General features: G+C 68.8%; 15 protein-coding genes. 9 read left to right on the top strand and 6 right to left on the bottom strand.

Features of this window, described 5'->3' with window-relative positions; genetic code table 11:
* The first annotated feature begins 296 nt into the window (after positions 1-296).
* Together L3Q65_RS42845 and L3Q65_RS42840 are read left to right on the top strand one after the other, a co-directional pair.
* A complete protein-coding gene (locus L3Q65_RS42845; RefSeq protein WP_182892543.1) occupies positions 297-1583 on the top strand; it encodes a diguanylate cyclase in 1287 nt (428 codons plus the stop codon).
* 33 nt (positions 1584-1616) lie between these two features.
* Positions 1617-2033 (top strand): VOC family protein, encoded by a 417-nt coding sequence (locus L3Q65_RS42840; protein ID WP_182892544.1) that lies wholly within the window; start codon positions 1617-1619, stop codon positions 2031-2033.
* Positions 2034-2219: 186 nt separating this feature from the next.
* Here L3Q65_RS42840 and L3Q65_RS42835 read toward each other — a convergent pair whose 3' ends face one another.
* The 4 genes from L3Q65_RS42835 to L3Q65_RS42820 all read right to left on the bottom strand — a co-directional run bounded on the left by L3Q65_RS42835 (position 2220) and on the right by L3Q65_RS42820 (position 5475).
* Positions 2220-2975: an SDR family NAD(P)-dependent oxidoreductase gene (locus L3Q65_RS42835; RefSeq protein ID WP_237598166.1), complete on the bottom strand. Its 756-nt coding sequence runs from the start codon at positions 2973-2975 to the stop codon at positions 2220-2222.
* 68 nt (positions 2976-3043) lie between these two features.
* A complete protein-coding gene (locus L3Q65_RS42830) occupies positions 3044-3886 on the bottom strand; it encodes a hypothetical protein (protein WP_237598165.1) in 843 nt (280 codons plus the stop codon).
* A gap of 94 nt (positions 3887-3980) precedes the next feature.
* Positions 3981-4997, bottom strand: a complete 1017-nt coding sequence (locus L3Q65_RS42825) for a S1 family peptidase (RefSeq protein ID WP_182892547.1) — start codon at positions 4995-4997, stop codon at positions 3981-3983.
* Between the two features lie 175 nt (positions 4998-5172).
* Entirely contained in the window at positions 5173-5475 is a 303-nt protein-coding gene (locus L3Q65_RS42820; protein WP_237598164.1) for a GNAT family N-acetyltransferase, read from the bottom strand.
* Between the two features lie 206 nt (positions 5476-5681).
* Here L3Q65_RS42820 and L3Q65_RS42815 point away from each other — a divergent pair, with 206 nt between their 5' ends.
* From L3Q65_RS42815 to L3Q65_RS42785, 7 genes are all read left to right on the top strand, one after another.
* Positions 5682-7994, top strand: coding sequence for a germacradienol/geosmin synthase (locus L3Q65_RS42815; protein ID WP_237598163.1), 2313 nt, complete (start codon positions 5682-5684; stop codon positions 7992-7994).
* Between the two features lie 408 nt (positions 7995-8402).
* Complete coding sequence (locus L3Q65_RS42810) at positions 8403-9194, top strand: MBL fold metallo-hydrolase (protein WP_237598162.1); 792 nt, start codon at positions 8403-8405, stop codon at positions 9192-9194.
* Positions 9191-9778: a DedA family protein gene (locus L3Q65_RS42805; protein WP_182892551.1), complete on the top strand. Its 588-nt coding sequence runs from the start codon at positions 9191-9193 to the stop codon at positions 9776-9778. Before L3Q65_RS42810 ends, L3Q65_RS42805 begins: the two co-directional genes overlap by 4 nt.
* Positions 9775-11892: a phage holin family protein gene (locus L3Q65_RS42800; protein WP_182892552.1), complete on the top strand. Its 2118-nt coding sequence runs from the start codon at positions 9775-9777 to the stop codon at positions 11890-11892. The genes L3Q65_RS42805 and L3Q65_RS42800 overlap by 4 nt, the downstream gene beginning before the upstream one ends.
* Positions 11889-12128: a glutaredoxin domain-containing protein gene (locus L3Q65_RS42795; RefSeq protein WP_182892553.1), complete on the top strand. Its 240-nt coding sequence runs from the start codon at positions 11889-11891 to the stop codon at positions 12126-12128. The genes L3Q65_RS42800 and L3Q65_RS42795 overlap by 4 nt, the downstream gene beginning before the upstream one ends.
* Positions 12125-12355: a ferrous iron transport protein A gene (locus tag L3Q65_RS42790; RefSeq protein ID WP_182892554.1), complete on the top strand. Its 231-nt coding sequence runs from the start codon at positions 12125-12127 to the stop codon at positions 12353-12355. The genes L3Q65_RS42795 and L3Q65_RS42790 overlap by 4 nt, the downstream gene beginning before the upstream one ends.
* Positions 12356-12365: 10 nt before the next feature.
* The gene (locus L3Q65_RS42785) at positions 12366-13121 is read left to right on the top strand and encodes a methyltransferase domain-containing protein (RefSeq protein ID WP_182892555.1); all 756 of its coding nucleotides are present in this window, start codon (positions 12366-12368) and stop codon (positions 13119-13121) included.
* A gap of 32 nt (positions 13122-13153) precedes the next feature.
* On the opposite strand, the gene L3Q65_RS42780 is transcribed toward L3Q65_RS42785, so the two are convergent.
* Complete coding sequence (locus L3Q65_RS42780) at positions 13154-13936, bottom strand: TetR/AcrR family transcriptional regulator (protein WP_182892556.1); 783 nt, start codon at positions 13934-13936, stop codon at positions 13154-13156.
* A gap of 49 nt (positions 13937-13985) precedes the next feature.
* Complete coding sequence (locus L3Q65_RS42775) at positions 13986-14180, bottom strand: ferredoxin (RefSeq protein WP_182892557.1); 195 nt, start codon at positions 14178-14180, stop codon at positions 13986-13988.
* Positions 14181-14183: the final 3 nt, after the last annotated feature.

Genomic DNA, 14183 nt, shown 5'->3' with positions numbered 1-14183 from the left:
GCACTGTCGTCACCTCCGTTTCAGAGTCGCGCCTTCGGCGGTTTTCGCACGTCATCGCCGGTAGGCTGGTCACCGAAAGTGGCCATGGGGGTCCAAAAGGGACCCTCGTGGATCCCCTGGTCCGGCCCGGATTCGGAGCAGTCGGCCGCTACTCACAGTGGCCACCTCCCCTCGCCGGCCGTCTGGCGCTGGGCTGTCCGGGCGAAATCGCCCCGGTGCTTCCCAGAGTCCGGACGACAGGCAGCACACAACGCGCCTCGTCGTTTACCGTAGAAGCCAATCGGGTGAGGTGAAGAGTGCGCGGACGAGTTGCCGGGTGGTTCACAGGCTGGCGCCTATGGCGGTTGCCCTCTCACGTCCGCATGTACGTGCTGCTGGTGAACGTCGTGGCAGTGGGCACCACCCTCGCCACCGCGTGGCTCGCGCCAGTGCGTCAGATCGACCTGATCCGCTTTGGGGTTCTCGCCGTGTGCGCGGCGCTGGCGATCGAGGCGACCCGGCACATCGAACGGCAGCGCGAATACAGCCGCGCGCCCACAGTCGCGTACGTCGACACCAAGGCCGTGTGGAGCATCGCCGCCGTGGTGGCGTTGCCCGCGATCCTCGCCTCGGCGATGGTCGTGCTCACCTACGCCGTCGCGTGGTGGCGGATCTGGCCGCGTGAACGGCCGGTTCTGCCGCACCGCTGGATCTTCTCCTGCGCGTCCGTCCTGTGCGGAACGCAAGCCGCCGTCGCGGTACTCGCGCTCGGGATGCACGAATACCCCGGGGTGCTCGCCGACGGCTTCGGGCCCGGCCTGGTCGACCTGATCGTCTTCGTGCTCGCCGCCGGACTGCGCTGGGCGATCAACACCGCGCTCGTCATGGTCGCGATCGCGCTGTCGAGCCCGCCGCGGTCGTTCGCCGACCTGTTCTCCGGCTTCGGCGACCAGCTTCTCGAAGCGGGCGCGATCGGCCTCGGCCTGGTCACCGCGGCGCTCCTGCTGCTCGCCAACCCGCTGATCCTGGCGGGCGTCGTGATCGCGCTCGTGGCACTGCACCGCGGGCTGCTGCTCACCCAGTTCCAGCGCGACGCGCGCACCGACGTCACCACCGGGCTGGCCACCAAACGCTGGTGGCGCACGGTCGCCGAGCGCTACCTCGAACGCGCGCGGGCGAACCAGGACAGCGTCGGCGTGCTGCTGCTCGACCTCGACCATTTCAAGGCGATCAACGACACCTACGGCCACCCCACCGGCGACCTGGTGCTGCGCGAGATCGCGCTGTCGCTGCGCGACGAAGTCCGCGAGCAGGACGTGTGCGGCCGCTGGGGCGGCGAGGAGTTCGCGATCGCGCTGCCGGACATCCCGAGCGCCGAGCACCTCGGCCACATCGCCGACCGCATCCGGCGGCGGATCCCGCAGGTGGTCGTCGCGCTGCCGGATCAGGATTCGGTGATCAGCGACCTGACCGTCTCGATCGGCTGCGCGCTGTACCCGGCGAAGCACCTCTCCAGCGTCGACGACGTGCTGGTGGCCGCCGACGCCGCGCTCTACCGGGCCAAGCAGGCAGGCCGGAACCGGGTGGAGCTGGCGAGCGCTTGACCGCCTGCTCGGGCCCCCGCTAGAACTCGTCTCATGGACTGGACTCTCGAGGTCGTCGTCGTCCCGGTCACCGATGTGGACCGGGCGAAAGCGTTCTACGTGGACCAGGTCGGCTTCCACCTCGACCACGACATCAACCCGGGACCGGGCCAGCGCCTCGTGCAGCTGACGCCGCCGGGATCGGGCTGTTCGATCGTCCTGGGCAAGGGCATGGTCCCGGACATGCCGCCGGGGTCGCTGAAGGGTCTGCAACTGGTCGTCGCCGATGTGCGGAAGGCCCGCGAGGAACTGGTCGAACGCGGCGTCGACGTCGGCGAGCTCCAGGTCTACGGCTCGGATCCGGGCACCGGGGCGCTGGAAGACCTCGACAACATCGGGTTCATCCACTTCGCCGATCCCGACGGCAACAGCTGGTCAGTCCAGCAGATCTCCGCCCGCGCCAAGAGGTAGCCCGGAGTCGCCGCGCTGCGGCAACTGGTTCTCGTACCGCAGTAGCTCGTGGTTCGTGGCGCGGCGACAGGGGCGGGCGCCTGGATGCTGTTCAAGACCGAGCCTTCGCATTCGGCCGAATCCGCAGCACCCGCCCTCCCGGGCCGAGGTCCGTCGTCTCCGTCTGTCGCGTTTGTACTCGTCCGCCTAGTCCACCAGCGCGCCACAGCTGACGTTCACCGTCGCGGCGGTCATCGTGCGGGCTCGGTCGGACGCGACAAACGCCGCTACCGCACCGACATCGGCCAGCGTCGCGGTGCGGCCGAGCATGGTCGGCTCGGCGAGTTCCGCGGTGAGTTCCTCGGCTCCGGGGAAATCCGCGGGGAGCGTTTCCGGGACACCGCCGGTCCGGAGGGTCACGGTGCGCACGCCGTACCGGCCGAGTTCGGCGGCGAGTTGCCGGCGCATCGCTTCCAGCGCGGAGAAGCCCACTTGCAGGCCGCCGACCGCGTGGTTGCGCACCGGGTCGCCGTCGCCGCCGAAGAGGAGGACGACGCCGTTGCCTTGGCGTTTCATGTGCCGGCCCGCTGCACGCATGGTGAGGAATGTGGTGCGCACGCCGTTGACCACCGGTTGTTCGTAGTCGGCCAACGACATCTCGACCATGGGGGTCCCCTGGACGTCGCCGTGGCTGATCACGTTCACCGAGATGTCGAGACTGCCCGCGGCTTCGACGACCGCGTCGGCATGGGCGTCGACGGACTTCTCGTCGAGCGCGTCGACTACGGCGACGTCGGCGGTGCCGCCAGCAGCGCGGATGTCGTCGGCGACTCGGTCCAGCTTCTCGCGGGTGCGTCCGGCGAGGAAGACTCGCGCGCCTTCCTCGGCGAACGCTCGAGCGAACGCGCCGCCGATTCCTCCGCCGGCGCCGTACACGACCGCGTTTTTGCCTTCGAGCAGCATCTTCCGGGCTCCCTTCTCGTGCCTGTCACCAGTGCGTCGAGCGGGGAACCGGGGAATCGACATCGTGCTCAGGGACGTTTCGCGCCCATCGGATTGGGGATGGGAACACCTCCCCTGTCGATGATCCGCCGGCTGAGCGGGACTGCCAGTTCCAGCACCCGGTCGACGCCTGCCGGGCCCAGTGCGTCGAGCGGGGCGGCGGCCAGCCGGTCGGTGGTTTCTTCGATGGTGCGGCGGACTTCCGCGCCTGCTGGGGTCAATCCGCCAGCGTCGAGCAGGCCGTGCTCGACCAGTTTTTCCGTTGCCTCAGACCATTCTTCGTCAGTCCACCCTCGGGCGCGCTGGACTTGCTCGCGACCGGTGGCTCCGGTGGCGATGTGCGTAAGGGTGGTTTCCAGCCCGCTCAGCCCGGAGGCGACGGCGGCCAGGACGTGGCCGTCACCGCGATGTTCGCGCAGGACAGCAGTCGCCAGCCACAACCGGGCCAGCGGCCGGTCGGGACGAGGCACCGCGGACCAGGCCGCGGCGAGCGGACGGGCGTCGAATCGGCAGGCTGCGACGGCTTGTTCCAGCAGCGTCACCAGTTCGTCCACAGTGTCCGGACCGAGCAGCCGCGTCAGTGCCGCTTCGACCGCTTCCACCCGGGTGCGCAGCACGTCGGCGGGAGAAGCGAACGTCCACGCGTCCGGCAGCGCTCGCTCGACCATCCGCGGCGCGAACCCGAAGAACATCGACGTGACCGGTTCCGGTCCGATCGGGCCGAGTGGCGCCGCCCGGCCCGCGAAGTAGCCCATCCACCAGCCGCGCAGGCCGACGTCCTTCGCCGCCGCGGCGGGTTCCGGGGCGAAGTAGACGACTGCGTGGAGGGGTTCTATGGCTGTCCAGAGGTCTCGGGCCGGGTTCGGCTTCATGCGGGGAACTCTAAGCCCCGGGTACGACAAGAACCGCCGCGCGAAGAAGCCCGCCGCCCCGAAAGCGGGACGGCGGGCCGTGGAGCTGAAAGCCTCAGGCGAGCTCGAGGCCGTAGGACTGCAGTTCCAGGGTCAGCGGGTAGAAGTAGCTGGTCTGGGTGTCACCGCCGGAGAGGGTGCCGAGGCCCTTCTCGCCGTCGTACGCCGGGCCGCCCGAGTCGCCGTGGTCGGTGTGGGCGGTGGTGCCGAACTCGTGGTTCAGGACGCCGACGTCGAAGTTGACCGACTCGTCCACCGAGGTGACCTCGCCGCTGCCGCCGCCGGTCGTCTGGCCCATCTTCTGGATCTGCTCGCCGACGGTCGGAGTGCCCGCGCTGCTGATCTTCTGGCCGGTGTTGATCGCGCCGTCACCGGTGCCGTTCGGGCGGGTCAGCAGGCCGGAGTCGGCTCCGGGGCAGTCGCTTTCGACGACCTGGGCTCCGGAAACGTCGCCGCCGGACCAGGTGCCGCCCTCGTTGGTGCAGTGGCCCGCGGTCAGCATGTACGGCTGGCCGCCCTTGGTCACGTTGAAGCCGAGCGAGCAGGTGAACTGGCCGTTGTTGATCGAGTCGCCGTCCGCGATATAGGTGGACAGCTTGCCGGAGCGGTGCTCGACGCGCGCCGCGTCGCCCAGCTTCGCCGCGGCCGCCGCGACCTTGTCCTTCGTGGCCTGGGACGCCGAGTCGTAGATCTTCACCACGACCTGGTTGGTCTTGGTGTCGATGCCCCACGACGTCTGCGGCACGTTCTTGACTGTGTCCATCTGGTTCTTCGCGCCGGTGAGCGCGGTGAAGCTGTGCTTGACGAGCTTCGTCGCGAAGCCCGCGGCCTCGGCCTTCTCCTGCGCCGCGGCGTCGGTGACGTTCAGCACCGCCTTGCCGCGTTCGAGGTAGATGCCGCCGTTTCCGGCGCCGAGCGTGTCGGCGACCTGCGTCGCCTGGGTGATCGCCTGTGCCTGCATCTGGGCGAACGCCATCGGGCTTGCCGAGGCGGCGTTCACGCACATGCCCGCGGTCAAGGCCGCGGCCGACAGTGCGGTGAATCCCGCGACGAGCGTCTTCCGGGAAGTCATGGATCTTCCTCCAGGTGGGCTGAAACCGACCGGTGGGACGCCCCACACTTTTGTTGCCCGGCAACCAACGCGAAACCGACGAAGGTTGGTTAATAACCAAAAAATGCGGACCAATCGGACACCGCTGCGCCGTTCGGGCCACCTGGAATACCCCGAACGGCGCTGCTGACCTGCGTCAGTGCTCTCCTGGCCAGCGGACGTGCCCGGCGTAGCCCTCGTTCTTGCGCAGGTACCCGGCGATGAACGGGCACACCGGAACGATCACGCCGCCCCGCGCGACGACGTCGTCCAGCGCGGCCTTCGCCAGCACCTTGCCGAGCCCGCGACCGCCGAACTCGTCGCCGATTTCCGTGTGCGTGAAAACGGTTTCGGCGTCCTTCGGCGTGAACTCGGCGAAGCCGGCGAGTTTGCCGTCCGCATACACTTCGTAGCGGTTTTCGCTGTCGTTGCGGGAGACCCGGGGCTCTTCCTCGCTCATCTTCGGCTCCTCGTTGGTCGGCGCCTCGATCTCCACCATCGAGCGACGCGGATGTACTCAGCGCCCATCAAAACAGCCCTCGCCCTCGGCCGCATGAGCGATGCGCCACGACCGCGGGAGTGGCGTGCCCGCGCGGGCCTTCCGCCGCGCCGGTGCGGTCTGTTTGCCTCGTGGTGTCGGTACCCGCGACCGCGAGGGGAGCCCGCGTGCAGCCGTTCGTCCTGCCCGAGTTCTATCTGTCGTACCCGGCCCGGCTGAACCCGCACCTGGACGGCGCGCGGAAGCACAGCAAGGCATGGGCGTACACGATGGACATGGTCGACGTGCCCCAGCACGGCACCGTCATCTGGAACGAGCACGACCTCGACTCCCACGATTACGCCCTGTTGTGCTCCTACACCCATCCCGACGCCGCCCCGCGGGAACTCGACCTCGTCACGGACTGGTACGTCTGGGTATTCTACTTCGACGACCACTTCCTGGAACTGTTCAAACGCACCGGCGACATCGAACACGCACGCGATTACCTCGACCGGATCGCGCGTTTCATGCCCGCCGAAGGCGAAATCACCGAAACCCCGGAAAACCCCGTCGAACGCGGCCTGACCGACCTGTGGAACCGCACCGTCCCGCACCGGTCAGCGGCCTGGCGGCGACGCTTCCGCGAAAGCACCCGCAACCTCCTCGACGAATCTCTCTGGGAACTGGCCAACATCAACGAAAACCGCGTCGCGAACCCCATCGAATACGTCGCCATGCGCCGCAAGGTCGGCGGCGCACCCTGGTCCGCGAACCTGATCGAACACTCCCTGAACGCCGAGGTGCCCGACGAAATCGCGGCGAAACGCCCCATGGAAGTCCTCCGCGACTGCTTCGCCGACGCCGTGCACCTCCGCAACGACCTCTTCTCCTACCAGCGCGAAGTCGAGGACGAAGGCGAACTGTCCAATAGTGTTCTGGTCTTCGAAAAGTTCCTGAGCTGCACCACCCAAGAGGCCGCGGACGCGGTAAACGACTTGCTGACGTCGCGCCTGCATCAATTCGAACACACCGCCCTGACCGAAGTTCCCGCCCTATTCGACGAACACGGCGTGCAACTACCCGGACGAGCCGAAACCTTCGCCTACGTCAAAGGCCTGCAAGACTGGCAATCCGGCGGACACGAATGGCACCTGCGCTCCAGCCGCTACATGAACAAAGGCGCCCTGGACGCCCGCGGCGGCCCGGAATTGCTCGGCGGCCCGTCCGGCCTCGGCACCTCCGCCGCCCGAATCTTCCGCTCCATCGCCACTACCGCCCCGCAACGCACACGGGCTTTCACGCACCAACCGCACGAACAGCTTGGCCCAGTCACTCTGCCCTCCCTGCCCTTGCCTTTCCCCTTGCGACTCAGCCCGCAGCTAGCCGCGGAACGCAAGAAAATCGCCGATTGGCCTCGCCGGATGGGCATCCTGTCCGAGGGAATCTGGGACATCGTCCGCCTGCGCGCGTCCGACGTGCCGCTGGCCACCGCGGGCCTCTGCCCCGACGCGCCTGCGGAGCAGGTGTCCCTCACCAACGACTGGCTCACCTGGGGCACCTACGCCGACGACTACTACGCGGAGGTCCTCGCCCACGACCTGCCCGCCGCCAGGCTGACCACCGAACGCCTCAAACTCTTCATGCCCACCGACGGAGAACCTCCGCCCCCACCGCAAACCGCGCTGGAAACCGGCTTGGCGGACCTGTGGCAACGCACCACCGGCCCGCTGAGCCCCGCCGAACGCGAAGCCTTCCGCGCGACGGTCGAGTCGATGATCGACGCCTGGGTGTGGGAAGTGGCCGGCCAGGTCCAAAACCGCATACCCGACCCCATCGATTACGTCGAAATGCGCCGCCGCACCTTCGGCTCCGACCTGGTGACCAGCATCAGCAGGCTGACCAACAGCCGCACCGTGCCTAAGGAAATCCACCGGAACCGAGTCATCGAAGCACTGGAAGACTCCGCCGCCGACTACGCTTGGCTGATCAACGATTTGTTCTCCTACCGCAAGGAAATCGAGTACGAAGGCGGCCTGCACAACGCAGTGCTGGTGGTGCGGTCCTTCCTGGACGTCGGGCAAGACCGAGCCATCCGCATCGTCGCCGACCTGGCAGAAGCACGACTCGCCGAGTTCCGCCACGCAGCAGACGTAGGCCTGCCCGGCCTCTTCGCCGACTACGGCCTGGACGCGGAAGCACGCGACACGCTCACCGGCTACGCGGACCTGCTGAAGAACCTGATGACCGGCATCGCGAACTGGCACCACGAAAGCGCCCGGTACACGGACGAGGAACTAGACCGAGTCCGCGACGTACCGGTCACCGCCGAACCGAGCGAGCCGACAAAACCCCCGGCCGCCAAAGCCATGGAACACCCAGGCTGCACCGGCACCCCATACGTCCCGATCGACGCGAAACCCCGCCTCCGCCTGACCGCAACCGGCCTCGGCACCAAATCCCTGCACATCCCAGCCCCCGCCAACTCCACCCCGCACTGACGAATGCCGGATGCGCCCCAATGTGGCATTGGGTGCGTCCGACGCACCGAACGCCACATTGGGTGCATCCCACGCACCCAATGCCACATTGGGGCGCTAACCGCACCCCGCCTCACCTCACGCACCCACACACCCAAGCCGCGCAACAAACCGCAGCCGCTGCACCCACCCATCGAGGCACCCAGCCCTCCCCCAACCCCGATACAAAGCCGCCCTGCGGTTCGGGGGTGCTTGTCAAGGCATCTTTCCCGCCTTGACAAGCACCCCCGAACCGTCAGCACAATGAGCTAACGGGGTGCCCCACGCCACCAAGGGCCCGATGTCGCCGCCAGGCGACGAGCAGCCCCAAAGGGTGCCCCCCACCACTCCACCGAGCATCCCACCGCACATCCAGCAATACTCGAACCCGTGACCAGCCCGAACCTTCACTTCCTGGGCCACGCGACCACCCGCGTGGAACTAGCCGGCCAGGTCGCCATCACCGACCCAGTCCTCACCCGCTGGGTCGGCCCCCTGACCCGAGTAGCACCGAAGCCGGACATCTCCGCCTGGACCGCCGTGGACATCGTCCTCATCTCCCACCTCCACGGCGACCACCTCCACCTCCCCTCCCTGAAACTCCTCGGCAAAGCCACGAGGATCGTCGTCCCGCGAGGCGCGGGCTCCTGGCTGACCAAACGAGGCTTCACCGAGGTGGAGGAACTCTCCCCAGGCCAAACCATCACCTCCGGCGACCTCCGCATCACCGCCACCGAAGCAGTCCATTCCGGCCATCGCTGGGGCCCGCGCCTCACCCACGGTCCCCAGAGCCCCGCCCTAGGCCACCTCCTGGAGGGAAACAACCACCGGCTCTACTCGGCAGGCGACACCGACCTCTTCCCCGGCATGGCCGACCTGGGCCCGGTAGACGTAGCCCTCCTCCCCGTCTGGGGCTGGGGCCCGAACCTCGGCCCAGGCCACCTCACCCCGGAGCGAGCCGCCGAGGCCGCCGCCCTGCTCCAGGCCCGCACGGCGGTCCCGGTCCACTGGGGCACCCTCGCCGTTCCCGGCATCCATCGCACCGCCAAGATGCGCCAGCTCCTCGTGGAACCCCCGCGCACCTTCGCGCACCACGTCCGTTGCAAAGGCCTGGACACCGAGGTGCTGCACACCCGCCCTGGTTCCGACGTCCTGCTCCCCACTCGCGAGGAGCGCGGGTGAATTGGACTGACCCGTCAGCGATCGGCTACCCGGCGCTGTTCGGCGGAGTACTGCTCGGCTCCGTCATCCCGATCGTCCCGACCGGCGCGGTCGTCGGGGCAGCCGCCGCGGTCGCGATGACCACCGACCACCTCTCGCTCCCGCTGGTGATCCTGCTGGCGGTAGCGGGCGCGTACCTGGGCGACGTGATCACCTTCGCCGTCCCGCGCTTCGGCAGTGAACCTCTCCTGCGTTTCGTGGAACGCCGCCAGCAGGCCGAACGCCTCGCGAAAGGCCGCGAGCAGTTCGCGAGACGCGGCTGGCAGCTCGTGGTGATCGGCCGTCTGGTGCCCGCCGGGCGCATCCCGGTGCTGCTCGCCGCGGGCACGCTCGGCTATCCCTGGCGCAAGTTCCTGCCGTCCGGCCTGCTGGCGTGTGTGCTGTGGGCGGTGGCGTACTCGTTGCTGGGCATCCTCAGCGGCGGGATCTTCGACTCGCCGTTGATCGCGACGCTGCTCGCCACTGTCCTGGTGCTGCTGGTGACCGTGGTGACGACGTTGATCTCCAAGAAACGGGCGGCCCACCAGGCGGGAGGACACCGATGAGCACACCTGCTCCGGCGAAGGGCCGGTTGTTGCGCGGCGGCCGGGTCGTCGCGCGGGTCCTGCTGGTCTGGGTGGCGGTCACCGGCGCGTTGCGGCTGCTCGACGCGTGGCTCGACGGCTTCACGATGCAGTCGTGGTGGCAGCCGACGGTGTGCGCGCTGATCCTCGGCCTGCTCGTCTCGGTGGTGTGGCCGCTCGTGGTGCGGGTGGCGTGGCCGATCGCGTACTTCACCCTCGGCGTCGGCACGTACATCCTGCTCAGCGCCGCGGCGTTGGCGATTCTCCAGGCCGTACCCGGCGTTGAGCTGCACGGCTTTTCGACGGCGGTCGTCATCACCGTCGCGATGTCCGCGGTAGGCGCGGTGATCTCCAGCGTGCTGGCCGTCGACGAGGACGAGATCTTCTTCCGGCGCGCCGCTCGCCGTCGCCGGAAAGCGAAGCACCGCACCGATTTCGCCGATCAACCGCCCGGTGTGGTCTTCCTGCAGATCGACGGGCTCGGTTACGACACCGTCCGCCGCGCCGTGCGGGACGGGGACATGCCGACCTTCGCCAAGTGGCTGTCCGAGGGCACGCATTCGCTCACCCGCTGGCACACCGACTGGAGTTCGCAGACCGGGGCGAGCGTCTGCGGGATCCTGCACGGCTCGAACCACGACATCCTCGGTTTCCGCTGGTACGAAAAGGATCGCGACCACGTCATGGCGTGCGCGCATCCGTCCGACGCGGCCGAGATCGAACGGCGGCACAGCGACGGCCGCGGCCTGCTGTCGATCGGCGGCGCGAGCCACGGCAACCTGTTCTCCGGCGACGCCGCGCACGTCAGCCTGACCATGAGTTCGGTGCCGGTGCTCACGCCGCGCAAGCGCCGGGGCCGGGTCGGCGCTGGGTATCGCGCCTACTTCGCCAACCCGGTCAACGTGTTGCGCACGTTCGGTGTCGCGCTCGCCGACGTCGTCCGCGAACTGTCCGCGGCGGCCAAACAGCGGCGCGCCGGTGTGCTGCCGCGGATCCCGCGCGGCGGCGTCTACCCGCTCGCCCGGCCGGGCACGACGGTGATCGCGCGCGACGTCGTGGTGTCCGCGATCATCGGCGACATGCTCGCCGGACGGCCGGTGGTGTACGCCGATTTCCTCGGCTACGACGAGGTCGCGCACCACTCCGGCATCGAACGGTTCGACACGCTGGAGGTGCTGCGGTCGATCGACCAGCAGTTCGCCCGGCTGCTGCGGGCCGGTCGGCTCTCGCCGCGGAAGTACCACATCGTCGGGCTGTCCGACCACGGGCAAACCCAGGGTCAGGCGTTCGTCGACCGGTTCGGCGAGACCGTCGAGGCGCTCGTCGGCCGGCTCTGCGGCGGCGAACCCGTTGCCGAGCAAGGAAAGCGTCGGCAGGCGGAAAGCTGGCAGGTCAACGCGGCACTCGCCGAGGCGACCGCGACCGGCGGCCTGATCGCGCGACGGTTGCGGGCCAGGGTCGAAGGCGCGGAAGGAGCCGAGAACCGGCCGCGCACCGCGACTGGCTCTCCGGGGCAGGTCACGCGGGTGGCTCCCGGGGTGGTCGCCGTCGTGTCCGGGCATCTGGCGATGGTGTCGTTCACCGAACACGAGGGCCGGGTCGAACTGGAGACGATCGAACGCGAGTACCCGGACCTGCTGCCGACGCTGGTCGACCACGACGGCGTCGGGTTCCTGCTGGTCCGCAGCCGCGAGTTCGGCCCGGTAGTGCTGGGCCGCGACGGATTGAAGCGGCTGGCCACCGGGGTCGTGATCGGCGAAGACCCGCTGGCCGGCTACGGTCCGTACGCCGCCGAGCTCGTCCAGCGCGTCGACAGTTTCCCGCATTGCGCGGACATCATGATCAACAGCCGGTACGACGCGGATTCCGACCAGTCCTCGCCGTTCGAACGGCACGTCGGCTCGCACGGCGGGCTCGGCGGACCGCAGCAGCGCGGCTTCCTGCTGCATCCGCGAGAGTTCCCGGCACCCGGCGAGCCCGTCGGCGCGGAATCCGTGCACCGCGTGTTCCGCGACTGGCTCACCTTCCTCGGCCATCCGGAACCCGGTGCCGCCGAAGGCAAACCCGCTGTCGTCCCCTCGGAGGTAGTGTCATGAGCAACCCGATCGTCTACGGCGCGAGCTGGTGCCCGGACGTCAAACGCAGCCGCGCGCTGCTCGACGCGAAGGGCGTCGAGTACGACTACGTGGACGTCGAGGCCGACCCGGCCGCCGAAGCTCGCGTACGCGAGCTGCAGGACGGCGCTCGCCGGATCCCGACCATCGTCTTCGCGGACGGCAGCCACCTCGTGGAACCGAGCGACGACGAGCTGAACGCGCACCTCGCGAAGTGACTCCGCTGACGGAACTCCCACTGGGCACGCGGGTGGTCGTGCGATACCGGATCGAGGGCGGGTTCACCGACGCCCTCGGTCCCTTGCGTGCCCGCGACGCCGACACGTGCACCGTCGAGACCAAACGCGGTCTGGTCGTCGTCCCGTTGGCCGCGGTGGTCGCCGCCAAACCCGTGCCGCCGGCGCCGCAGCGGAAATCGAGTGGCCCGCCCGCGCCGAATTTGTGACGATCACCGGATGCGCACCTTCGACGAACTGGTGGACGAGGCAGCGTCGGTGTCGGTGGACGGCTGGGATTTCTCCTGGCTGGACGGCCGGGCCAGCGAGCAGCGGCCGTCCTGGGGATATCAGCGGCTGCTCGGCGAACGGCTGCGGGACGTCCAGTCCGTTGTGGACATCCAAACCGGCGGCGGCGAAGTGCTGGCGGGCGTGCCGGTACTGCCGCCGTTGACGGTCGCCACCGAATCGTGGCCGCCGAACCTCGAGAAGGCCGCCGCGTTGCTGGAACCGCGGGGCGCGACCGTCGTCGCGGACACGGACGAGCCGCCGCTTCCGTTTCAGGACAACACGTTCGAGATGGTCGTCAGCAGGCATCCGGTCACGGTGTGGTGGGACGAGATCGTCCGCGTCCTCAAGCCCGGCGGCAGCTATCTGTCGCAGCAGGTCGGGCCGTGGAGTGTGTTCGAGCTGGTCGAGTACTTCCTCGGGCCGCAGACGCCGGAAGTGCGCGACAGCCGGCATCCGGACCGGGCGAAGGCCGAAGCGGAGCAGGCTGGGCTTGAAGTGGTGGACCTGCGCTTCGAGGAACTGCGCACCGAGTTCCACGACATCGGAGCGGTGATCTACTTCCTGCGCAAGGTGATCTGGATGGTGCCAGGGTTCACTGTGAAGGAGTATCTGCCGCGGTTGCGCGAACTGCACGAGGAACTGCGGGAGGGGCCGTTCGTGGCGACGACTACTCGATACCTGATCGAGGCGCGCAAGTCCTCGTGAGCGGCAATGCCGGTTCTAACCGGCATAAACACTCACGACCCCCTGCAGACCGCCGCCTCGATGCCGTCCGCCAGCACCGCCACCCCGGCATCGAAGCTCAGCCGCGCCTCATGCTCCAAATAGGACACTCCGGCAGGCGGTGGCGCGCTCTCTTCGCCCAGCCGTGCGACATTCGGGTACCGCTCCGCCAGATCCGGAGCCAGCTCGCCGAGCGCGGACGTCCGCGCGCGCCACCAGTCCTCATCGGACAGTCCGGTTTCCTTGAGCGCCAACCGCGATTCGGCGGCGATCTGCACCGCGCCGCGCACGACGTTGAGCAGCGCGCCCACCAGCCGCCGCACCTGACCGGCGGGCAGACCGGTCGCGAAGAGCACCCGCAGCACCGTTTCCTGCATCCGGAACTCCCCCGGCCCCAGCACCGGACGCGCGTAGGACACCTGCAGCAGCCACGGGTGGCGCAGATGGAATTCCCACAGGTCGCCGGCCAGTTCGAGCAACGCGGGACGCCAGCCGCCGGACAGGTCGTGGTCGTCGCGCAGATCTCCGAACGCCTGGTCGCACATCAAGTCGATCAGCTCGGTCTTGCTCGGCACGTACGTGTACAGCGCCATCGCCGTGCGCCCGAGCCGCTCGCCGACCGCGCGCATCGACAGTGCGGACATGCCCTCGGCGTCCGCGAGCTCGATCGCGGCGGCCACGATGAGATCCACGCTGAGCGCGGGTTTCGGCCCCGGCGCGCTGCGCGGTTCGCTGCCCGTGCGCCACAGCAGCTCCAGCGAACGGCGGGCGTCGCCCTGCCCCGCGAACACGACCACCGGCGACCCCTTTCCCCTTACAGGATAAAGGACCGCCGGGGCCGCTGGCTCAGCCGTCCACCTCGATCGCGAGCGCCGGGCAGAGCTGCGCCGCCTCCTTCGCCCGCGCGTGCAGTTCCTCCGGCGGGTTTTCCCGCAGCAGCACCACGATCCCGTCCTCGTCGCGCTGGTCGAACACCTCGGGCGCGACGAGTACGCACTGTCCGGCCCCGACGCAGCGGGACTGGTCGACGACCACCTTCATTTC

This window comes from Amycolatopsis sp. FU40 (assembly GCF_021903635.1).
Lineage (GTDB): Bacteria > Actinomycetota > Actinomycetes > Mycobacteriales > Pseudonocardiaceae > Amycolatopsis > Amycolatopsis dendrobii.
This window is presented reverse-complemented; position numbering and strand designations above follow the sequence as displayed.